The sequence below is a fragment of the Nocardioides sp. Iso805N genome (assembly GCF_000364605.1).
Classification (GTDB): domain Bacteria; phylum Actinomycetota; class Actinomycetes; order Propionibacteriales; family Nocardioidaceae; genus Nocardioides.
The window spans coordinates 230,480-251,288 of sequence record NZ_KB822575.1; the positions used below are offsets into that span (position 1 = coordinate 230,480).

The 20,809-nt window shown below is 70.8% G+C and carries 18 protein-coding genes and 1 riboswitch; of the genes, 7 read left to right on the plus strand and 11 right to left on the minus strand.

The genetic code is table 11. The features are described from left to right. The first annotated feature begins 218 nt into the window (after window positions 1-218). Window positions 219-1,460 carry a kynureninase gene (locus H036_RS0101100; protein WP_017932921.1) on the plus strand — a complete coding sequence of 414 codons (1,242 nt, stop codon included), beginning with the start codon at window positions 219-221 and terminating at the stop codon, window positions 1,458-1,460. Here the strand turns inward: H036_RS0101100 and H036_RS21445 are convergent. Continuing rightward, window positions 1,457-4,669: a glucan 1,4-alpha-glucosidase gene (locus H036_RS21445; RefSeq protein WP_017932922.1), complete on the minus strand. Its 3,213-nt coding sequence runs from the start codon at window positions 4,667-4,669 to the stop codon at window positions 1,457-1,459. The genes H036_RS0101100 and H036_RS21445 overlap by 4 nt on opposite strands. Before the next feature lie 95 nt (window positions 4,670-4,764). Further along, window positions 4,765-5,241 (minus strand): hypothetical protein, encoded by a 477-nt coding sequence (locus tag H036_RS0101110; RefSeq protein ID WP_017932923.1) that lies wholly within the window; start codon window positions 5,239-5,241, stop codon window positions 4,765-4,767. An 88-nt stretch (window positions 5,242-5,329) separates the two neighbouring features. Here H036_RS0101110 and H036_RS0101115 point away from each other — a divergent pair, with 88 nt between their 5' ends. Together H036_RS0101115 and H036_RS0101120 are read left to right on the plus strand one after the other, a co-directional pair. Beyond that, window positions 5,330-5,779, plus strand: coding sequence for an SRPBCC family protein (locus tag H036_RS0101115; protein WP_017932924.1), 450 nt, complete (start codon window positions 5,330-5,332; stop codon window positions 5,777-5,779). Window positions 5,780-5,785: 6 nt separating this feature from the next. Continuing rightward, window positions 5,786-7,366, plus strand: coding sequence for a phytoene desaturase family protein (locus tag H036_RS0101120; RefSeq protein WP_017932925.1), 1,581 nt, complete (start codon window positions 5,786-5,788; stop codon window positions 7,364-7,366). 176 nt (window positions 7,367-7,542) lie between these two features. Here H036_RS0101120 and groL read toward each other — a convergent pair whose 3' ends face one another. Next, window positions 7,543-9,174: a chaperonin GroEL gene (gene groL, locus H036_RS0101125; protein ID WP_017932926.1), complete on the minus strand. Its 1,632-nt coding sequence runs from the start codon at window positions 9,172-9,174 to the stop codon at window positions 7,543-7,545. Between the two features lie 194 nt (window positions 9,175-9,368). Further along, window positions 9,369-9,884 (minus strand): GNAT family N-acetyltransferase, encoded by a 516-nt coding sequence (locus H036_RS0101130; protein ID WP_017932927.1) that lies wholly within the window; start codon window positions 9,882-9,884, stop codon window positions 9,369-9,371. A gap of 100 nt (window positions 9,885-9,984) precedes the next feature. On the opposite strand from H036_RS0101130, the gene H036_RS0101135 reads away from it, so the two are divergent. After that, window positions 9,985-10,905: an NAD(P)H-dependent flavin oxidoreductase gene (locus H036_RS0101135; RefSeq protein WP_017932928.1), complete on the plus strand. Its 921-nt coding sequence runs from the start codon at window positions 9,985-9,987 to the stop codon at window positions 10,903-10,905. 12 nt (window positions 10,906-10,917) lie between these two features. Here H036_RS0101135 and H036_RS0101140 read toward each other — a convergent pair whose 3' ends face one another. The 6 genes from H036_RS0101140 to H036_RS0101165 all read right to left on the minus strand — a co-directional run bounded on the left by H036_RS0101140 (window position 10,918) and on the right by H036_RS0101165 (window position 16,173). Beyond that, window positions 10,918-11,934 carry a LacI family DNA-binding transcriptional regulator gene (locus H036_RS0101140; RefSeq protein WP_017932929.1) on the minus strand — a complete coding sequence of 339 codons (1,017 nt, stop codon included), beginning with the start codon at window positions 11,932-11,934 and terminating at the stop codon, window positions 10,918-10,920. Between the two features lie 18 nt (window positions 11,935-11,952). Continuing rightward, a complete protein-coding gene (locus H036_RS0101145) occupies window positions 11,953-12,804 on the minus strand; it encodes an SGNH/GDSL hydrolase family protein (RefSeq protein ID WP_017932930.1) in 852 nt (283 codons plus the stop codon). Between the two features lie 102 nt (window positions 12,805-12,906). Continuing rightward, a complete protein-coding gene (thrC, locus tag H036_RS0101150; protein WP_017932931.1) occupies window positions 12,907-14,193 on the minus strand; it encodes a threonine synthase in 1,287 nt (428 codons plus the stop codon). Between the two features lie 9 nt (window positions 14,194-14,202). Then, a riboswitch (SAM riboswitch) is annotated at window positions 14,203-14,341 on the minus strand. Between the two features lie 88 nt (window positions 14,342-14,429). Then, window positions 14,430-15,263 carry a trehalose-phosphatase gene (otsB, locus tag H036_RS0101155; protein WP_017932932.1) on the minus strand — a complete coding sequence of 278 codons (834 nt, stop codon included), beginning with the start codon at window positions 15,261-15,263 and terminating at the stop codon, window positions 14,430-14,432. Between the two features lie 108 nt (window positions 15,264-15,371). After that, window positions 15,372-15,878 carry a LytR C-terminal domain-containing protein gene (locus H036_RS0101160; protein WP_017932933.1) on the minus strand — a complete coding sequence of 169 codons (507 nt, stop codon included), beginning with the start codon at window positions 15,876-15,878 and terminating at the stop codon, window positions 15,372-15,374. A 1-nt stretch (window position 15,879) separates the two neighbouring features. Continuing rightward, entirely contained in the window at window positions 15,880-16,173 is a 294-nt protein-coding gene (locus H036_RS0101165; RefSeq protein ID WP_017932934.1) for a DUF3263 domain-containing protein, read from the minus strand. A gap of 119 nt (window positions 16,174-16,292) precedes the next feature. Here H036_RS0101165 and H036_RS0101170 point away from each other — a divergent pair, with 119 nt between their 5' ends. Both H036_RS0101170 and H036_RS0101175 read left to right on the plus strand, forming a co-directional pair. Further along, on the plus strand, window positions 16,293-17,345 hold the full coding sequence (locus tag H036_RS0101170; RefSeq protein WP_017932935.1) for a Gfo/Idh/MocA family protein: 1,053 nt from the start codon (window positions 16,293-16,295) through the stop codon (window positions 17,343-17,345). Window positions 17,346-17,422: 77 nt separating this feature from the next. Beyond that, on the plus strand, window positions 17,423-18,778 hold the full coding sequence (locus H036_RS0101175; protein WP_017932936.1) for a helix-turn-helix domain-containing protein: 1,356 nt from the start codon (window positions 17,423-17,425) through the stop codon (window positions 18,776-18,778). Between the two features lie 59 nt (window positions 18,779-18,837). Here H036_RS0101175 and H036_RS26035 read toward each other — a convergent pair whose 3' ends face one another. Continuing rightward, entirely contained in the window at window positions 18,838-18,966 is a 129-nt protein-coding gene (locus tag H036_RS26035; RefSeq protein ID WP_017932937.1) for a hypothetical protein, read from the minus strand. Window positions 18,967-19,354: 388 nt separating this feature from the next. Between H036_RS26035 and H036_RS0101185 the strand changes: the two genes are divergently transcribed. Further along, a complete protein-coding gene (locus tag H036_RS0101185; protein ID WP_442852431.1) occupies window positions 19,355-20,782 on the plus strand; it encodes an alpha,alpha-trehalose-phosphate synthase (UDP-forming) in 1,428 nt (475 codons plus the stop codon). Window positions 20,783-20,809 lie beyond the last annotated feature (27 nt).

A 20,809-nucleotide genomic window follows, 5' to 3' on the forward strand; every position in this document is an offset into this window, starting at 1 on the left:
CCGGGCAGGCGCCGCCGTGGCGAGGATTGTCCCTCGCGTCTCGGGGCAGGTACCCCGTCGATCGATTCTCATGCGTGCGCGACCCCCATCGGGCCGCCGATGCCGCCCTTCAGCCACCGAGGAGGCGGCCCCAACCGCGTCGGAGGCCCTCGGATATGGTCCACGTCACACCGCCGCGGGCTTCAATCCCGGCGGTCGCCACCACGGGAAGGAGCACCATGACCGACCGGCTCGCCACCCGCGCCGCCGAGCTCGATGCCGCGGATCCGCTGGCGCACGTCCGAGACGCCTTCGTGCGCACCGACGGCGTCACCGCCTACCTCGACGGCAACTCGCTCGGCCGGCCGCTGCACGCCACCCGCGCCGCGCTGGCCGACTTCGTCGACGGCGCCTGGGGCGAGCGCCTCATCCGCGCCTGGGACGAGCAGTGGATGGACGCTCCCACCGAGCTCGGTGACCGGATCGGCCGGGTGCTGCTCGGGGCCCTGCCGGGCCAGACCGTGGTCGGCGACTCGACGAGCGTGATGCTCTACAAGCTCTCCAGCGCGGCGTTGGGCGCCCAGCACGGCCGTGACGAGATCGTGGCCTGCGCCGACGACTTCCCGACCGACAGGTTCGTGGTCGAGGGGTTGGCCGCCGAGCACGGGCACACCGTGCGCTGGCTGAGCGTCGACCCACGTACCGGGGTGACCCTCGACCAGGTCCGCGAGCAGATCGGCGAGCGCACTGCGCTCGTCCTGCTCAGCCACATCTCCTACCGGTCCGCCTGGGTCGCCGACATGGCCGCCATCACCGCCGCCGTGCACGACATCGGCGGCCTGGTCCTGTGGGACCTGTGCCACTCCGTGGGTGCACTCGACCTCGCCCTCGACGCAGCCAGCGTCGACCTGGCGGTCGGCTGCACCTACAAGTACCTCAACGGCGGCCCCGGCGCCCCCGCCTTCGGGTACGTCGCCAGCAGGCTGCAGGGCCGATTGCGGCAGCCGATCCAGGGGTGGATGGGCGCCGCCGACCCGTTCGCGATGGGCGAGAGCTATGAGCCGGCCACCGGCATCCGACGCTTCATCAGCGGTACACCCCCGATCCTCGGGATGCTGCCGATGCGCGACATGCTCGACCTGCTGGAGTCGGCCGGGATCGCGGCCGTGCGGGCCAAGTCGGTGGCACTGACGGACTACGCGATCGAGGTGCACGACGCGCTGCTGGCGGCGTACGGCGTGGAGCTGGCCTCGCCCCGCGACCCCGCACTCCGCGGCGGCCACGTGATCCTCGACCATCCCGACTTCCGCGAGGTCACCGCCAGCCTGTGGGAGCGCGGTGTCATCCCCGACTTCCGGCCACCGCACGGGCTGCGCGTCGGCCTCTCGCCGTTGAGCACCAGCTTCGCGGAGGTGCTGGCCGGGCTCCGGGCGGTCGCGGACCTTCTCGGCGAGCGACCGCCCCTGGCAGCCGCTCCCTAGCCGAGCCCGACGTAGGGAAGCACGACCGGCGAGCCTCCCCGCCAGTCGAGCACCGTCGATTGCGCCGAGCCCGCGGGCGTGAAGATGTCGAGCACGTTGGGGTCGGAGGTGTCGGTGTCCTTGGCCGCGTTGTCACCGGTCCACTGGCCCGCGCCGCCACCGAAGCGGTAGTCGTGGATCCAGGACATGTCGGTGCCGACCGTGCTGGCCCAGTAGGCGCCGTCGTAGACCGGGCGGATGCCGCCGAGTCCCTCACCGCCCGCGTCGTCGGCGTGGCTCATCGCGGTGACGGCATAGCCGGCGGTGGCCAGGTCGACGCCGCCGAGCACCGAGGCCGGCACGGTGACGATCAGCTCGTGGGCCTGCGGCACGGCCCGCAGCGTCGCCGATCCGACGGTGGCGCCGGAGGCGTCCTTGACGCCCGAGGACCAACCGTCGGCCGTGATGACGTAGGAGTACGGCGAGGCCAGGTCGGCGTTGGTGCCCGGCAGGGCAGGAACCGCTGAGCCGGAGGCGCCGCGGAGGTAGATGTCGAAGCGCTGAGTCGAGATCTGGTTGCCGCCCCACGGGTTGGTCAGCGCCCCGGCGATGCCGAGCGCGAGGTTGACCTGGTCGCCGTCGCGGTAGACGCCGAGACGGGTGAGGTCGAACGCGCCGGGGACGAAGTCACCGCTGGCCGGGTAGGTGTAGGAGCCCGGGCCGTGGTCGTCACCGGTCGGGTCGGTGAGCGCGCCGACCTGGGTGCCGAGGTTGGTGGAGACGACGGTACGGCGCAGCAGCGTCGTACCGCCGTCGGCGCCGACCGCGACCACCGAGACGGTGTTGCCGCCGAGCACCAGCGGGACGTCGAGGGAGAAGGTCCCGTCAGGTCCGACGGTCGCGGTGAGCGTCTGCGAGCCGACGTGGACATAGATCGCCTGCGCGTCGGTGCTGCCGGCAACGGTGGTCGTCGCCGCATCGGTCTGCAGCCCATCGGCAGGGCTGGTCAGGGTCAGCGACGGACCCTGGGGCACGCCACCGCCGTCCACGTAGCGGTCCCGGACGAGCGTGGGTGTCTCGACAGGCCGACCGGCGTCGATCGAGCGAGCGAGCCGGACGAACTGCGCCATCGACCAGGCCAACGGCGTGGCCGATCCGGTGCCCTCGCCGAAGGTGAACTGTCCCGTCGACGGCTGGTCCCACACCTGCTCGGGGATCATGTAGCCGGCGTTGGCGGCACCGGCCATGGTGCGCAGGTAGGAGGTCGCGGATCCGCCGGCGGCCAGGGAGTACTCCCCGCGCTCGCCGGAGAGCAACGGCCACAACCGGCCCACGCCGGTGCCGTCGTACGGGCTGCCGTCGGCCTTCTCGCCGTAGCCGTCGTGGTTGTAGCGGTACCACATCGGGCCCTCGGGGGTCTGCACCCGGATCGTCGAGTCCACCACCGGCAGCGACCCGACGACATCGGGGTCGTCAGCGGGGAGCACCCCGAGCCGGACGAGCTCGAGGAAGCCGGCGTCGACGATCGAGCGCTCGTCGTAGCTGCCACCGCCATTGTTGATGTCGAGCTGGTGCCCGTCGTTGGGGTCGGTGTTGTCGTCGATCCGGATGAAGTAGTGGCCGTCGCCGAGCGGGCCGGTCGTGGTGACCGTCCACTGCTTGAGGCTCCGCTGCCAGTCGTCGGCGGTGGCGAGGTAGAGGGCCCCCGACGCTTCGTCGCCGTTCGCGCGGGCGATCGATGCCGCACTGACCAGGCCGGCGATCTCGGCAGCGATGGTCGAGGGCGAGTAGCCGCCCTCCTCCTCCCAGCGCTCCTGCGGTGTGGCCGGGCCGTTCCCGACGATGAAATCGGCGGCCCTCTTCACGTGACTCCAGGTAGCGGCGTCGTCCCGGCCGAGCTGCGAGGCGAGCACGATCGGGAAGGCGACCTCGTCGAGCTGGAGGGAGCCCCAGTACGGCGTCCCGTCCAGCCGGCTGTTCTGCGGGAACGACCCGTCCGGCTTCTGCTGCACGTCGAACAGGTAGTCCAGGGATCGGTTCGCGGCCGCCGTGTCGCCCGCGGCCATCTGGGCGGTGGCGACCTCGTAGAGGTCGCGCGCCCACACCAGGTGATAGCCTCCGACGCCCGCCTCGTCGGCGTTGACCGCCTCGCCCCACGGCACGGTCAGCGAGGCGATGTTGGCGCCGCGGTAGGTCTTGTCCTCATGGGCGCGCAGCGTCATCACCGCCACGTCGTACTGCGTCAGCAGGCCCGCGTCGTGCCGCACGCTCCTGGGCGCCCGGTCCAGGGAGCCGAGGTAGCGCGACCAGCCCTGATCGTAGCTGCGGCTGGCCCTGCCGAAGCCGGTGCGCAGCGACCCCGAGGCCGCCCGGCTCGCGGCGGCAGTGTCGGCGCCGAAGCCGAGCGCGATGGTGGCGTGGGTGGTGCCGCTCCGGTCGGCCGCGAGCCGGCCGATCTGGACGACGTTCCCGTCGGGCGCCGACGCGTACTGGTGGTCCAGGGTGTGGTCGGTGGCCAGGTCGGTCCAGCCGTCACTGCTGTCGGCGTACCCGCTGGAGACGGCGGTGAAGGCCGGCTCGGCCCTCAGCGCGCTGGCGACCGGCGTGTCGGTGGAGGTGTCGGAGGCCAGCAGGGTGCTGCCGCTCGTGGTCGCCGAGTCGTGCTTGCCGGAGTTGGCCAGGGAGGGGTCGTAGAGGACGTAGGCGGTGTAGTGCCCGCGGTCCAGGCTCGTCACCGAGACGTCGAGCAGGACGGTGTTGCGGCCAGGGTCGGTCGTGTAGGTCTTGGTGATCCGGTAGCGGTGGTCCTTGTCGGTGTCGATCTGACGGTAGGAGAGCGACTCCCGGTCGAGCAGCTGGATCCGGTGGGTGGTGTCGGTGTCCTCCCGGTCGGTGAACGTGCGCCCGTCGGTGACGACGAGCTGCAGGCTGGTGACGTCGGCGATGTCCACCCGGGGGTAGTAGACCTCCGACATCGCGCCCGACGCCAGGCTGAACCACACCTTCGACGCCGTACCGGCGCTGGTTCCGAGGCCGTCCTTGGCGCCGGTCGTCCAGGAGGAGGCAGCGCCCGGCGCTCCGGGGGCGGTCCCGGCGGCAGGCGGTGCGGGCGGATCGTGCCGCGCGTGCCCGTGGCCCGGCGCGGCGAGCGCCGGCGGTCCCGACAGCGAGACGAGTACGACGGCGAGTGTGCCGGCGACGGCGGATCCGACGACTGCTGTGCGGCGCATGTGCCCTCCCGAGTGTGACTGTGACCTGAATCACAGCTGACTCTCACACCCTAGGGCGTGCAGCGCCTCCCGTCACCGGGTGCGCGCGGCTCGGATCAGCCGAACGCCTTGGTGTAGAGGCTCTGCAGGTCGCCGGTGGACTTGCCGCTCAGGCCGCAGCCGGCCAGCGAGCCGTCCGCTGAGACGGCGAGCAGGTAGTTGTCGCCGACGGTGAACGTCGGCACGTTGACCTCGGTGACGCCCGGCGTGGGCAGCTGGACGGTGATCTCACCGACCTGCGGACCGGACAGCACGCGGCTGACCCGCAGCTGGGCCGTCGATGAGTTCACCGACGTCACACTGGCCTCCACAGCCGTCGACTGCTGGGAGAGCTGTTCGGAGGTCGGTACGGCGCAGCGTCCGACCTGGAGCGGCACCGTCACCGTCATGTCGCTGGTGGCGGCCGAGGGCGTCTCGTCGTCGACGTGCACGAAGAAGACACGCGTCAGGATCGCCCCCACCAGGATGCCGGGGATCAGGAGCAGCCACAGCAGCCGCAGATCGAAGTTCTGGTTCTCTTCCACCGCACTCACCGCCCCATCATCCCTCCCCGGCCCAGCCACGCGAAAAGCGGCCCGCGCGTGCTGTTTCGAGGCCCGCCGAACAGGACACCTCGAAGACATGATCACTGTCCGGCGCCGCGTCGCCGCGCCCCCCGACCAGGTATGGGCCGTGCTCGCCGACGGCTGGCTCTATCCGCTCTGGGTGGTCGGCGCCTCCTCGATCCGCGACGTGGATGCCGGCTGGCCGGCGCCGGGGACCGAGATCCACCACTCGGTCGGCGCCTGGCCCGCCCTGGTGCACGACAGCACCAACGTGGTGGAGGCCGAGCCGGGACGCTCACTGCTGCTGCGCGCGAGGCTGTGGCCGGCGGGCGCGGCCGATGTCCGACTGACCCTGACGCCGGACGGCGATGGCACCCTCGTGGTGCTGGAGGAGCAGGTAGCGTCGGGCCCGATGTCCCTGATCCCCAAGCCGGTCTACGGCCCTCTGCTCAAGGCCCGCAACGTCGAGAGTGCTCGACGCCTCGCCAACCTCGCCGAGAACGGCGCCTCCCGGCGCCGTAGCTGAGCGCCGGTGAGCGCCTTCGACGCGGTGGTGATCGGGGCCGGGCCCAATGGCCTGGTCGCGGCCAACCATCTCCTCGACGCCGGTCGCTCGGTGCTCGTCCTGGAGGCGCAACCCACTCCGGGCGGCGCGGTCTCCAGCGACCGCGAGCTCGGCGAGGACTTCGTGCTGGACACCTGCAGCGCCTTCTACCCGTTGGCAGCGGCCTCGCCGTGGCTGCAGCGGATGCGGCTGGAGGAGCACGGGCTGGTGTGGCGGCACGCACCCGCAGTGCTGGGGCATCCCCTGCCCGACGGACGCTGGGCGATGCTGCACCGGGACCGCGAGGTGACAGCGCGCCTGCTCGAGGAGCAGTACGCCGGGGACGGGGACGCGTGGCTGGCGCTGTGCGAGCAGTGGGACACCATCGGCGAGCACCTGGTCGGCGCTCTGCTCTCGCCGTTCCCGCCGGTGGCGCACGCGTTTGGCGGGCTGACCCGACTGCGCCGTGCCGGTGGCTACGGCTTCGTCCGCGACCTGCTGACCCCCCTGGTCGACTTCGGCCGGACCCGGTTCGGCGGCGAGGCGCCGACGTTGCTGCTGGGCGGCAACGCCGGTCACGCCGACATCCCGTTGACCTCGCCGGGCTCGACGCTCTTCGGACTCCTGATGAGCATGCTAGGGCAGACGGTCGGCTTCCCTGTTCCCGAGGGAGGCGCTCAGCAGCTCAGCGCCGCGATGGTGTCGCGGCTGACGGCGCTCGGCGGCGTCCTGCGCTGTGACGCCGAGGTGGTGCGAATCGTGGTGGAGTCCGGCCGCGCGAGCGGCGTCGTGCTGCACGACGGCGAGCGGATCGAGGCTCGCACGGTGATCGCCGACGTGACCGCGCCGCGGCTCTTCGGCGGCCTGGTCCCTGTCGAGGAGCTGCCCGCGCGAGTCGTCCGCGGCATGCGGGGCTTCCAGCTCGATCCTGGCACCGTGAAGGTCGACTGGACGCTCTCCGGGCCGGTGCCCTGGGCCTCGCCGGCGCCGTACGCTCCGGGGACCTTCCACGTCTCGGACTCGGTCGACCAGATGGTCGACTCGCTGCAGAAGGTGGCCGCGCGCACGATCCCGGCCAAGCCGTTCCTGCTGGGCGGCCAGATGACCACCACCGACCCCACCCGCTCCCCCGCCGGCACCGAGACCGTCTGGGCCTACACCCACGTGCCGCAAGAGGTCGCCCATGACGAGGGCGAGGACGGCCTGACCGGGCGATGGGACCGCGACGAGTGCGAGCGCTTCGCGGACCGCATCCAGGGCCGGATCGAGGCACTCGCGCCGGGCTTCGGCTCCCGCGTGCTCGGCCGGCGGGTGCTGGGTCCGCACCAGTTCGAGGCCCGCGACGCCAACCTCATCGGGGGCGCCATCAACGGAGGTACGGCGCAGCTGCACCAGCAGCTGGTCTTCCGTCCCGTACCCGGGCTGGGCCGCGCCGAGACCGGCATCCGTGGCCTCTACCTCGGCTCCGCCTCGGCCCACCCCGGCGGCGGCGTCCACGGTGCTCCGGGGATGAACGCGGCTCGCGCGGCACTCGCGCACGACCGGCTGCGCCGGCTCGTCGGGCGCTGAGGATGCGGCGGTTCTGACCCCTGAGGGTCAAAACCGCAGGTTGTCGGGCAATGCTTTGACCCCCAAGGTGCGGTTCTGACCCCTGAGGGTCAAAACCGCCCACCCCCCGCCCACCCACAAGCAAAGGTGCCCCGGCTGCCGAAGCAGCCGGGGCACCTGGGGTTGAACTCAGGGACTCAGAAGTCCATGCCACCCATGCCGCCGGTCGGGTCGCCACCCATGGGGGCGGCCTTCTCCGGCTTGTCGGCCACGACGGCCTCGGTGGTGAGGAACAGCGCGGCGATGGACGCGGCGTTCTGCAGCGCCGAGCGCGTCACCTTGGCCGGGTCGATGATGCCCGCTGCCATCAGGTCGACGTACTCGCCGGTTGCGGCGTTGAGGCCGTAGCCCGGCTCGAGACCGGCGACCTTCTCCGCCACGACGCCGCCCTCGAGGCCGGCGTTGATAGCGATCTGCTTCAGCGGAGCCGAGATGGCGACCTTCACGATGTTCGCGCCGGTGGCCTCGTCACCCTCGAGGTCGAGCTTCTCGAAGGCCTGCTTGCCGGCCTGGACCAGAGCGACGCCGCCGCCGGCGACGATGCCCTCCTCGACCGCAGCCTTGGCGTTGCGGACGGCGTCCTCGATGCGGTGCTTGCGCTCCTTGAGCTCGACCTCGGTGGCCGCGCCGACCTTGATGACGGCCACGCCGCCGGCCAGCTTGGCGAGGCGCTCCTGCAGCTTCTCGCGGTCGTAGTCGGAGTCCGACTTCTCGATCTCGGCACGGATCTGGTTGACCCGACCCTCGATCTGGGCCTGGTCACCGGCACCGTCGACGATGGTGGTCTCGTCCTTGGTGATGACGACCTTGCGGGCCTGGCCGAGCAGCTCCACACCGGTGGTCTCAAGCTTGAGGCCGACCTCCTCGGAGATGACCTGGCCACCGGTCAGGATCGCGATGTCCTGCAGCTGGGCCTTGCGACGGTCACCGAAGCCCGGAGCCTTGACGGCGACGGACTTGAAGGTGCCGCGGATCTTGTTCACGACCAGGGTCGAGAGGGCCTCGCCGTCGACGTCCTCGGCGATGATGACGAGCGGCTTGCCCGACTGCATGACCTTCTCCAGCAGCGGGAGCAGGTCCTTGACGTTGGAGATCTTCTGGTTGGCCAGCAGGACGTAGGCGTCCTCCAGGACCGTCTCCATGCGCTCGGGGTCGGTGACGAAGTAGGCCGAGATGTAGCCCTTGTCGAACCGCATGCCCTCGGTCAGCTCGAGGTCGATGCCGAAGGTGTTCGACTCCTCGACCGTGATGACGCCCTCCTTGCCGACCTTGTCCATCGCCTCGGCGATGGCGTCACCGACGGTGACGTCGCCACCGGCGGAGATGGTGGCGGTGGCGGCGATCTGCTCGCGCGTCTCGACGTCCTTGGCCTGGCCGAGCAGGTGCTCGGAGACGGCGGAGACGGCGGCCTCGATGCCGCGCTTGAGGCCCATCGGGTTCGCACCCGCGGCGACGTTGCGCAGACCCTCGCGGACCAGCGCCTGGGCGAGGACGGTCGCGGTGGTGGTGCCGTCACCGGCGACGTCGTCGGTCTTCTTCGCGACCTCCTTGACCAGCTCGGCGCCGATCTTCTCGTAGGGGTCCTCGAGCTCGATCTCCTTGGCGATGGAGACACCGTCGTTGGTGATCGTGGGGGCGCCCCACTTCTTCTCCAGCACGACGTTGCGGCCCTTGGGGCCGAGGGTGACCTTGACGGCGTCGGCGAGGGTGTTCATACCCCGCTCGAGGCCGCGACGGGCCTCCTCGTTGAAAGCAATCAGCTTCGGCATTGCCTGCGATCCTTCACATGGGAAGTTCGTGTGATCCGGAACGATGAGTTGCCCGCGACGGACGGTCCCGAGCATCCGGCGAACCCTTTCTCGCCAGCCTCCGAGACCTCAACGCCACCGGTCCGGTGTTGTCACTCTCATGGTACGAGTGCCAACGTCATGTTTAGCACTCGCCCACCCCGAGTGCAAGAAAGTCAGAGAGGCTTGACCAGCAGCTCGAAGGCCAGGTCGTCGCGCTGGGGCAGTCCGAAGCGAGGATCGCCGTACGGGAAGGGGCTGCGCTCGCCGCTACGGCGATACCCGCGACGCTGGTAGTAGGCGATCAGCTCCTCGCGCTGCACGATGACCGTCATGTGCAGCTCCCGAGCGCCCCACCCGCGCGCCAACCGCTCAGCCTCGGCGAGCACCTCGCGGCCCACCCCGCCGCCCTGATCTCCTGGCCTGACCGCGAACATGCCGAAGTACCCCACCTCGTCGCGCTGCTCGAGCTGGCAGCAGGCCACCAGCTGGCCGTCACGCTCGGCCACCACCATCCTGCTACCAGGGGCGGTGAGCACCGCCCGTACGCCGTCGGCGTCGGTGCGCTGGCCGTGCAGCAGGTCGGCCTCGGTGGTCCAGCCCCCTCGACTGGAGTCGCCGCGGTAGGCGGATTCGATCAACTCCACCAGGGGGTCGACGTCGGCCGGCGTGGCATCGCGAAAGGTCAGCACGAACGGGAGCCTAGGTGAGGCGGGCGCGGCGCGCAGCGGCGAGCCGTCGCGTCTGTGCGCAGCGCCTTGTCGAACCAGCACAGCGGGCTAGCCTCGAACCATGCGTCTGCCTGAGCCGCTTCGCACCCCCGTCCCGCTGATCAGCGCACCGATGGCCGGTCCGGGCGGCGGCCGTCTCGCCCATGCCGTCTCGGTCGCCGGCGGACTGGGCATGTTCGGCGTCAACGACTCCCGCACACCCGAGTGGATCCGGGCCGAGGCGGAGGTCGCCGGCGCCGCCGGCACGCCCTACGGCGTCGGCCTGGCCGCGTGGGCGCTGGAGAAGCACGGCGAGCAGCTCGACGCCGTCATCGAGCTGCGCCCGACCCTCGTCTCGGTCAGCTTCGGCGACTATGCACCCGCCATCGGGCTGCTCCGCGAGGCCGAGGTCCTGACGGCCACCCAGATCGGCTCGCTGGACGACCTCGAGACCGCGATCGATGCCGGCGTCGACGTGATCGTCGCGCGCGGCGGCGAGGGCGGCGGCCACGGTCGCAACGTGATGGCGACGCTGCCGCTGCTGCAGCTGGTGCTGGATCGCACCGAGCTGCCCGTCTACGCGGCCGGCGGCATCCTCAACCACCGCGGGCTGGCCGCCGTACTCGCCGCCGGGGCGGCCGGCGCCTGGGTCGGCACCGCCTTCCTCGGCACCAGCGAGACCGCGTCGACGACCGCGGCGAAGCAGGCGCTGTTCGCCGCCCACAGCACCGGCTACGGCCGGGTCTTCGACGAGGCCCAGGAGGTCGCCTGGCCGCAGGAGTACGGCGGGCGCTCCATCGCCAACCGGTTCTTCGAGGAGTGGGTCGGGCGCGAGGAGGAGCTCGATGAGCCCGCACGGTCCCGGTTCCGCGCCGCGGTCTCGGGGCAGGACTACTCGGTCGCGCATCTCTACGCCGGCGAAGGGGTCGCCGCGCTCACCCACGAGGTCAGCGCGGCCGACGTGGTGGCTGAGTTCGGGCGTGCGGTCAAGCACGACGGCTGACGCCTCGGCCGGCTAGCTCGACTCGCGCTCCACCAGGTGCGTCGGCAGCACCCGCGCCTCGGGAGTGACCTCGCCGTTGATCAGGTCGAGCAGCAGCGCCACCATCTCCCGGCCCATCGCCTCGGCGGACTGGTGCACCGAGGTCAGCCGAGGATCGGTCGACAGCGCGAGCCGGGAGTCGTCGAAGCCGACCACTGACACGTCCTCCGGCACCCGCCGGTCCGCCTCGCGCAGCACCCGCAGAGCGCCCGCCGCCATCGGATCATTGGCACAGAAGACCGCATCCAGGTCGGGGCGTCGTTCCAGCAGGGTGCGCATGGCGAGCTCGCCGGACTGCTGGGAGAAGTCGCCGACCCCGATCAGCTCCTCCGCGGGCTCGATGCCGGCCGCCTCCAGCGCGGCACGGAAGGCGCGCAGACGGACCCGGCCGACCTCCATGTCGAGCGGGCCGGTGATGGTCGCGATCCGGCTGCGGCCGCGGGCGAGCAGGTGCGCCACCGCCAGCTGGGTGCCCATCTCGTTGTCGTTGTCGACGTAGCCGATCGCCGGCCCCGGCCGGGTGCCCCCGCCGATCACCACCGGCACGCCGTGCTCGGCGATCCGGGTGGCGAGGGTGTCGTCGTCGTGCAACGAGAGCAGCAGTACGCCGTCGACGTGCTGCTGGGTGAGGTAGTCGGTGAGCGTGTCGGTCCGGTCGGCGGGCGCCAGGAGCAGGACGAGCTGACGGTCGCCGGCTGTGAGCGCCGTTCCGATGCCGCGGACGACACCGGCGAAGAACGGCTCACCGAAGACCCGCTCCTCCGACTCGGCGATCACCAGGGCGACCGCGTCGGTGCGCTGGCTGGCGAGTGAGCGCGCGGCCCGGTTGGGCACGTAGCCGAGGTCGGCGATCGCCTCCTCGACGGCCTGCCTGGCCCGGTCGGATACGCGGGCGCCGCCGTTGATGACGCGGGAGGCGGTGCCCCGGCCGACGCCGGCAAGCGTGGCGACGTCCTCCAGGGTGGGACGGCGAGCAGCACTGCGCGGCATGGCCGCCAGATTAGGGCATCAGGGCCTCGTCGGCGCCTGGTGACCGAACGGCACCTGGTCGCGCACCCCGAGGGCGGCCAGCACCGAGGGCAGCATCGCCTTCGCGGTGCGCTTGTAGCCGACAGCGCTCGGATGGAACCTGTCGAGGCTGAACATCTCGTCCGGGTTGGTGATGAAGAACGGCCCGACGACGTGCGCCAGCGAGACCACATAGGCGCCGGCACCGTGCGCCGCCTCGGCCTGCGCGGCAGCGAGCTGGCGCGAGGCGCGGGCACCCAAGGAGCGCAGCGGCTGTGGCAGGGCCCGCAGCGCACTGAGATCGGGGCAGGTGCCGACCACGACCGCGGCTCCTCGGACGCGCAGCGCCTCGATCGTCTCGGTGAGGTGCCTGACCGAGTCGGAGACGGGGATGCGATGGGTGACGTCGTTGCCGCCGACGATGACCACCGCCACGTCGGGACGGTAGGACGGCAGCAGGGACATCAGCTGCTCGGGCAGCATCCACGACTCGCTGCCGACCTTGGCGGCCGTGGTCAGTCGCACCGCCCGCCGGGTCTTCTTCGCGATACCCGTGGCCAGCCGGGCGCCGAGCGTGCCGTCGGCGTCCTCCGCACCGAGACCCGCCGCGATCGAGTCGCCGAGGAGCAGCAGCTCGACGCGGTCGCCGTACTTCTTCTTGTAGACCTTGTCCGCCAACGGCGCGATCTCGCCGAACGGCTTGCCGATGACCGCTCGCGCGTGGGCGGCCTGCCGCTTGAGAAGCACCACGAAGCCCGCGCCGAGCGCGGCGCCGATAGCACCCACGGCTCCCGCGACGCCGGCTCCGACAGCGATCCGGCCGAGCTGACGTGCTTCCTCGCCTCGGGTCATGCCTTGCTTGTAGCCCCGCGAGGTGAACAGATGCTCAACGCAGCCGGAATGGCCGCACCGCGCTGCGCGTCCGTTCAGCGCGGCCGTTCAGCGCGGCCGAGCTCAGGCCTGCGAGAGCCCCGCGGCCTCGAAAGCGTCGTACGACGCCTTGATCGTGGCCCGCGGGCCGACGATGCCGCTGACCGCATCGAGCGTCTTGAGACCGTGACCGGTGTTGATGATGACCGTCTCCAGGGAGGGGTCGAGCTGGCCGGTCTCGATGAGCTTCTTGGTGACGGCGAGCGTCGTGCCGCCGGCGGTCTCGGTGAAGATGCCCTCCGTGCGAGCCAGCAGCACGATCGCCTGCCGGATCTCCTCGTCGCTGACCTCCTCGACCGCACCGCCGGTGCGGCGGGTGGAGTCCAGGACGTAGATGCCGTCGGCAGGGTTTCCGATCGCCAGCGACTTGGCGATGGTGTCCGGCTTGACCGGGCGGATGGCGTCGACGCCGGACTTGAAGGCGGTTGCGACCGGGTTGCAGCCGGTGGCCTGGGCACCGTAGATCTTGTAGGGCTTGTCCTCGACCAGCCCGAGCTTGATCAGCTCACCGAAGGCCTTGTCGACCTTGGTCAGCTGGGACCCCGAGGCGACCGGGATGACGATCTGGTCGGGCAGCCGCCAGCCGAGCTGTTCGGCGATCTCGAAGCCCAGCGTCTTGGAGCCCTCGGCGTAGAAGGGGCGGACGTTGACGTTCACGAACGCCCAGCCGTCCTCCTCGGCCGCGATCTCCTGTGCCAGCTTGTTGACGTCGTCGTAGTTGCCCTCGACGGCGACCAGGTTGTCGGTGAAGATCGCCGAGTTGACCTGCTTGGGCTGCTCGAGGTTGCTCGGGATGAAGACGACGGTCGTGATGCCGGCACGGGCGCCCGCAGCGGCGACGGCGTTGGCCAGGTTGCCGGTGGAGGGACAGGCGAAGACCTTGGCGCCGAGCTCGCGAGCGGCGCTGAGCGCACATGCCACCACCCGGTCCTTGAACGAGTTGGTGGGGTTGGTGCTGTCGTCCTTGACCCACAGCTTGGTGAGGCCGAGCTCGCGGGCGAGGTTGTCGGCCCGCAGGAGGCGGGTGAAGCCGGGCTCGGTGTTGGGACTCTCCTCGATGTCCGTGGGGACCGGGAGCAGCGCCTTGTAGCGCCAGATGTTGCGCGGACCGGCCTCGATCTCGGCGCGGGTCACGGCCGGGAACTCGTAGGCGACCTCCAGCGGGCCGAAGCACTCCGGACAGGCGTAGTGCGGCCCGAGGTCGACGCGGTGCCCGCACTCGCGACAGGCGAGGGCGACAGCGTTGCCGAACGCGCCCTCCCGCAGGGATGCCTTCTCGGTACCGTGCTCGACGGTGTTGGCAGCGCTCATGAGTCCTCCTCCTCATCTTCCCCGACACGTCTCTCGTGCTGGGCCGGAATTAGCACCTGCTCCGCGACCTGCCCACGGGGTGGGAGGAGACACGCGGTCGGTTGCCGGGACTTCACTGGGCCGTTCCCTCAGTCCCTCTCGATGAGCAGTAGCGATGCTACGGGAGCACCCGCGCACGCAACGAACCGGATGCCCGAATGCCGGACAGCCGTCTCACTAGCTGGACAGGCGTGGCGTCAGCCGGCGTCGGTGGCGAGCTGGCGCAGCAGCTCAAGCACACCGTCGGGCCCCTTGACCACCACATCGGCCAACGGCGTCAACGCGCTCTCCTCGGAGGAGGCGGAGCAGACCTTGAGGGTGCTCAGCCCCTCGTTCTCCCACGCGGTCAGCGCCTCGAACGCCTCGACGTCACCCAGGTCGTCGCCGGCGAAGAGGATCGCCTTCGCCCCCAGCGTGTCGACCAGCTTGTCGACCACCAGGCCCTTGTCCATCCCCGGCGATCGCACCTCGATGACCTGCTTGCCGGGCTCGACCGCGAGGTCGTGCGCCTCCGCCGCGGCGCGCAGTGGCGCGAGCAGCCGTTCGAAGGCGCCCTGCGCGTCGGCCAGCCGGCGAGTGTGCACGGCGACGGCAAGGCCCTTCTCCTCCACGTAGGCGTCCGCGGCGTCGTACTTCCGCAGGATCCTCGGCAGCTCCCGCAGGAAGGTGGCCAGCCCGACCGGTGGCCGGGGCCCGACGATCGCCCGATGACTGGAGTTCCAGTGCTCGTTGCCGTACTGCCCGTAGACCAGCAGCTCGGTGCCGGTCGCGGCGAGCGCGTCGGCGACCTCCTCGAGCCCGCCGAGCGCGAGCACCTGGCGAGCGGGGCGCCCGGTGACGACAGCGATCGCCTTGACCTTCGGCGCCAGCGCGGTCAGCGCCGCCCCCGCATCCGGATGGATGTGGGCCTGGGCGGGGTCCTCGACGATCGGCGAGAGCGTGCCGTCGAAGTCGAGTGCCACCACCGCCTGGGAGGCGAGGGCCGCGAAGGCGGCGTACTTCTGCTCAGCTCGGGCCGACGCGAAGTCCATGTCCCTAGCCTCCCACGTGCCGATGAACGCCGTGCAGGAGCCCGCGGGTTGAGGCGCGATCGAGCCCCTGCCGTTCCGGCGCTGCCGTGCGGCGAGCCTAAACCGCGCTCAGTCGAGCGGCGCGGTCAAGATGACGGTGAGGCGGTCCATCTTCATCGGGTCGATGGCCGGCGCCGTACGACGGATGCCGAGGTCGAGGGCGAGCTGCTTCCCCGCGGCCTTGAGCCGCTGCGGGTAGTACACGGTCGTGGTCGGGATGGACCCGTACCAGTTGTCCGTGCCGACGACGTTCCAGCCGACCTTGGTCGCCTTGGTGCTCACGGTGGCGGCCAGGCCCTTCACGCGCGAGTTGTTGAAGACCTCGACGTAGACCTTGCCGCGCTTGACGGTCTTGGCCTTCTTCACCGACTGCGTGCTCGGGCCGCTGCTCGGCGAAGGTGTCACCGACGGCGCCGTCGCAACGTTGGCGGTCGGCACGAGCGCACGCTCGTTGTCGCCGTGGCCACGAGTGACCACGAAGGCGACCAGGGCCATCGCGATCGCGACGATGCTGAGCAGGACGACCGGAGAGGGCAGCGCGATGCCGCGCTGGTCGCGCATCCACAGGCGGCTCATGTCAGATCTCGAATCCGAGGCGACGGGCCGAGCGCTGCCGCTGCCGTGCGGCGCGCAGCCGACGCAGCCGACGGACCAGCAGCGGGTCGGCGGCGAGCGCCTCCGGGCGGTCGATCAGCGCGTTGAGGACCTGGTAGTAACGCGTGGAGGACATGTCGAACTTCTCCCGCACCGCGGCCTCCTTGGCGCCGGCGTACTTCCACCACTGACGCTCGAAGGCGAGGATCTCCTGGTCCCGCTCGCTCAGGCCCGGGGCGTTGTTCGCGTCCTCATCGGGCAGCGCGTTGGCGACCATCGATCATCCTCCCTGCTCCTTGCTCGTCCACCAGTCAGTTGCTCACTGTAGACGAGGAATGACACACGTGTGATTCGGTTGCACGGCGTGGCGGCGAACCTGGGACTACCGTGGCGGTTGTGACGAATGAGGTAATCCGCTGGGGCATCCTGGCCACCGGGAAGATCGCCCACGCCTTCGCCCGCGACCTGCTGCTGGTGCCCGACGCCGAGCTGGTGGCCGTCGGATCGCGCCGGCTCCCCTCCGCCGAGGCCTTCGCCGCCCAGTACGGCGAGGGCGTCCGCGCCTACGGCTCCTACGAGGACCTGGTCGCCGACCCGGATGTGGATGTCATCTACATCGCAACCCCGCACGCGTTCCACCTGGAGAACGCGCGGCTGGCGTTCGAGGGCGGCAAGCACGTGCTGTGCGAGAAGCCGCTGACCCTCTCGGTCGCCGACTCCGAGGAGATGATCGCGCTGGCGGGCCAGCACGGCCGCTTCCTGATGGAGGCGATGTGGACCGCGTGCCACCCGGGTGTGCGCGCACTGCAGCGTCGGCTCGCCGCCGGGGAGTTCGGCGTCCCTGCGCACGTCCACGCCGAGCTCGGCTTCGTGGTGCAGGCCGCTGCCGATGACCGGATGCTCGACCCCGACCTGGGCGCAGGCGCCCTGCTCGACATGGGCATCTACCCGCTCACCTTCGCCCACCTGATGCTGGGCGAGGCCACCTCGCTCACCGCGCAGGCGGACCTGCACGTCACGCCCGGCACCGCCAGCGGCAAGGAGGGCGCGATCGACATGGCGATCGCGATGACCGGCGCGTACGCCGGCGGCGCGCTGGCCACCATGCACGCCTCCATGCGGTCGTGGACCACCAGCGCGGCAGCGATCGCGACCGACCGCGGCCGGATCGAGGTGCCCGAGTTCCACCACCCGAGCCGGATCACCTTCACCCCGAAGGCGACGATGGCCGACTGGACCGCCGACGCCGGCCCGCTGGAGCCGATCGAGATCGAGCCCGACGAGCCCGTCATCGGCAGTGGTTACGGCAACGAGGCCGCCGAGGTGAACCGCTGCCTGCGCGCCGGCCTGCTCGAGTCGCCGCTCGTGCCGCACTCGCAGACGCTGACCCTGATGCGGCAGATGGAGGAGATCCGGCGCCAGACGGGCATCCGCTACCCGGGCGAGTGACGCTCGGGCGAACTGCCAGGACATGCCGCCGAACGGGTGGGTGTCGTCATGACACCCGACCGGGCAGAATGACACGCGTGACCCCAGAGCTTGCCGAGATCAGCCGCACCATCGATCCAGCCGAGCTCGGCAAGCGGCTGCGGCTGGCCCGCGTCGCGGCGGGCATGACCCAGACGGACCTGGCGGGCGGCGAGGTGACGGCGGCCTACATCTCCCGCATCGAGGCCGGCGCCCGCCGGCCCGAGTCGGGCCTGCTGGAGCGGATGGCCGGACGCCTCGGCGTACCGCTGGAGCACCTGCTGCTGGGCGTCAGCGTCGACCAGCAGCGCGAGATCGAGCTCGCCCTGGACTACGCCGAGCTTGCCGCCGCGTCCGGTGATGCCGCCGGGGCGCTGCAACAGTCCGAGACGGTGCTGGCCGGCCTCACCGAGACCTCGCCGCGCGCGCTGCGCCGACGCGCCGAGCACGTGCGGGCACTCGCCCTGGAGTCGAACGGACGGATCGACGAGGCGATCATCGCGCTCGAGGACCTGACCGCCGCGCCGTCCGCGGACCCGGTGTGGCTGCGCGAGCTGATCGCGCTGAGCCGGTGCTACCGCGAGACCGGTGAGTTCTCCCGCGCCGTGGCCGTCGGCGAGCGAGCGAGCGAGACGATCACCAAGCTGGGCATCGAGGGGCTGACCGAGGCCATCCAGCTGACCGTCACGGTGGCGGCTGCCTACATGCAGAGCGGCGACACCGAGCACGCGAAGCGGATGTGCCTGCGCGCCATCGCGGCTGCCGAGCGCTACGGCTCCCCCATCGCCCAGGCCTCCGGCTACTGGAACGCGAGCCTGGTCGAGTCCCGCAACGGCGACCACGTCGCCGCACTCGGCCTGGCGAAGAAGGCGATCGCACTGTTCGAGCTGGGCGAGGACTCACGCAACCTCGGTCGGCTGCGCGCCCAGATCGCCTCGATGGAGCTGCGGGCGACGCCGCCGGACATCGAGGCGGCCCGGATCGGTCTCGAGCAGGCCGCCCGCGAGATGGAGTGGTCCGCGGCCGGACCGGTCGACATGGCGGGACTCCACCTGGTCCAGGCCCGTGCCGAGCTGCTCGGCGGCGACATCGCGGCCGCGCGCGAGCACATCGTCAAGAGCTCCGACCTGGCGCGGGACCTCGCGCCGACGATCCACGCCGAGGCGCTGGTGCTGCACGGTCGGATCGCGGCCAGCGACGGCGCCCTGCAGGAGGCGCGCGACCACTACCAGCAGGCCGTCGCCGTCCTCACCGCCGTCGGGGCCGACCGCCAGGCCGCACAACTGTGGTTCGAGCTCGGCGCGCTGTTGCGCGAGGCCGGCGACACCGACGCGGCAATGGACGCCTTCCAGCGCGCGAGCATCTCCACCGGACTGTTCGCACCCAACACGATGGTCAGCCAGCCCACGGCCTGACCGACCGCTCCAGCCCGAACGCGGGCGCCGGGACTCCCGGCGCCCGCGTTCGGTATTTCTCAGCAGCAGGCGAAGTCGTGCGTCGCCTGCAACGAGCCCGGCTCAGGTGAGCTGGCTGCAGCGGTGGCGCCGCACACGGCGAGCAGAGCGGCGAGAGCGACCAGAGCGAGCTTCTTGGTGCGAGACATGAACGATTCCTCCTTGATGGGCGCGGATTGCGCGGGAGGAGTCGTAACATTTTGTTAAGTCATGTAACGCGACGATTGCCTAGATGTGTCCTAAGCCTCATCGTCGCCGGTTCGAGAGATGCACGCCGGATTCGCCGGCGGAACGGGACGGAAGAAGACGGAGCCCGATCCCCCACATGGACCGGGCTCCGCCTCGATAGTGCCGCCCCCACGGCGGCAGCTGGGAGCACGATGACTCCCGAATGTGCCTCAGCACCGTTCCGGAGTGTAACTACTCCTGTCCAGATTGATCCATAGTCCGGTCGATACGCGGACATCGACGAGCGACACGGATCACAGGTGTGAGGGGTGCCCGACCGGGTAACTGATCCCGGCTATGGTCGACAACATGCAGGCCGATCTCGTCATCGTTGCCAATCGTCTCCCCGTCGATCGGGTCGAGCTGGCCGACGGAACGCGGAGCTGGCGACGCTCACCCGGTGGCCTGGTCACCGCCCTCGAACCCGTGCTGCGCGCCAACGACGGCGTGTGGATCGGCTGGCCGGGCGGCACCGAGCAGGATCTCGCGCCGTTGGAGGACGACGGCATGCGGCTCCTGCCGATGTCGATGACCCCGGAAGAGATCGAGGGCCACTACGAGGGTTTCTCCAACGCCACGATCTGGCCGCTCTACCACGACCTGGTTGCCAAGCCGGCCTTCCACCGGGAGTGGTGGGACTCCTATCGCGACGTCAACCGGCGCTTCGCCGAGCAGGCCGCCGAGGTCGCCGCCGAGGGCGGCACGGTGTGGATCCAGGACTACCAGCTGCAGCTCGTGCCCGAGATGCTGCGCGAGCTGCGACCGGACCTGCGGATCGGCTTCTACCTGCACATCCCCTTCCCGCCGGCCGAGCTCTTCCAGCAGCTGCCCTGGCGTCGGCAGATCCTCGAGGGGCTGCTCGGCGCGGACCTGGTCGGCTTCCAGCTTCCCGGCGCTGCGCAGAACTTCATCCGGCTGGTGCGCCAGCGGGTCGGCCACAAGACCCACCGTGACCTGGTCTACCTGCCCGATGGGCGCACCGTGAAGGCCGCGGCCTTCCCGATCTCGATCGATGCCGCCGGATTCGAGGAGCTGGCCCGCTCCGAGAGCGTGAACGCCCGCGCCAAGGAGATCCGGGAGGCGCTCGGCAATCCGCGCAAGATCTTCCTCGGGGTCGACCGGCTCGACTACACCAAGGGCATCTATGCCCGTCTGCGTGCCTTCTCCGAGCTGATGCGCGATGACCACATCGAGGTCGAGGATGCCGTCTTCGTGCAGGTGGCGGTGCCCTCGCGCGAGCGGGTGGAGCAGTACCGCGTGCTGCGTGACGACATCGACCGGCTGGTGGGCCGGATCAACGGCGACCTGGGCCGGATCGGGCGCCCGGCCATCTCCTACATGCACTCGTCCTATCCCCGCGAGGAGATGGCCGCGCTCTACCGCGCCGCCGACGTGATGGTGGTGACGCCCTACCGGGACGGGATGAACCTGGTCTGCAAGGAGTACGTCGCCTGCCGGTACGAGAACGACGGTGCGCTGGTGCTCTCGGAGTTCGCCGGAGCGGCCGACGAGCTGCGCCAGGCCTGGCTGGTCAACCCCTACGACCTCAACGGGATGAAGTCGGCGCTGCTCGAGGCCTACAACGCCGACCATCGCGAGCAGACCCGCCGGATGAAGGCCATGCGTCGCACCGTCGCCACCAACGACATCGACGCGTGGGCGAGCTCCTTCCTCACCGAGCTGGCGAGCGTGCCCGCGGATCACGGCAAGCTGGTGCGCCCCGCCGGTGGCAGCTGAGGTCCGCTGCCTCCGGCGGTCTCCTCC

Bases quoted from the DNA above. Each gene is read 5' to 3' on its own strand.
- H036_RS0101100 (WP_017932921.1), top strand. From the start codon at position 219: ATGACCGACCGGCTCGCCACCCGCGCCGCCGAGCTCGATGCCGCGGAT.
- H036_RS21445 (WP_017932922.1), bottom strand. From the start codon at position 4,669: ATGCGCCGCACAGCAGTCGTCGGATCCGCCGTCGCCGGCACACTCGCC.
- H036_RS0101115 (WP_017932924.1), top strand. From the start codon at position 5,330: ATGATCACTGTCCGGCGCCGCGTCGCCGCGCCCCCCGACCAGGTATGG.
- groL (WP_017932926.1), bottom strand. From the start codon at position 9,174: ATGCCGAAGCTGATTGCTTTCAACGAGGAGGCCCGTCGCGGCCTCGAG.
- H036_RS0101135 (WP_017932928.1), top strand. From the start codon at position 9,985: ATGCGTCTGCCTGAGCCGCTTCGCACCCCCGTCCCGCTGATCAGCGCA.
- H036_RS0101140 (WP_017932929.1), bottom strand. From the start codon at position 11,934: ATGCCGCGCAGTGCTGCTCGCCGTCCCACCCTGGAGGACGTCGCCACG.
- H036_RS0101145 (WP_017932930.1), bottom strand. From the start codon at position 12,804: ATGACCCGAGGCGAGGAAGCACGTCAGCTCGGCCGGATCGCTGTCGGA.
- thrC (WP_017932931.1), bottom strand. From the start codon at position 14,193: ATGAGCGCTGCCAACACCGTCGAGCACGGTACCGAGAAGGCATCCCTG.
- otsB (WP_017932932.1), bottom strand. From the start codon at position 15,263: ATGGACTTCGCGTCGGCCCGAGCTGAGCAGAAGTACGCCGCCTTCGCG.
- H036_RS0101160 (WP_017932933.1), bottom strand. From the start codon at position 15,878: ATGAGCCGCCTGTGGATGCGCGACCAGCGCGGCATCGCGCTGCCCTCT.
- H036_RS0101165 (WP_017932934.1), bottom strand. From the start codon at position 16,173: ATGGTCGCCAACGCGCTGCCCGATGAGGACGCGAACAACGCCCCGGGC.
- H036_RS26035 (WP_017932937.1), bottom strand. From the start codon at position 18,966: ATGTCTCGCACCAAGAAGCTCGCTCTGGTCGCTCTCGCCGCTCTGCTC.
- H036_RS0101185 (WP_442852431.1), top strand. From the start codon at position 19,355: ATGCAGGCCGATCTCGTCATCGTTGCCAATCGTCTCCCCGTCGATCGG.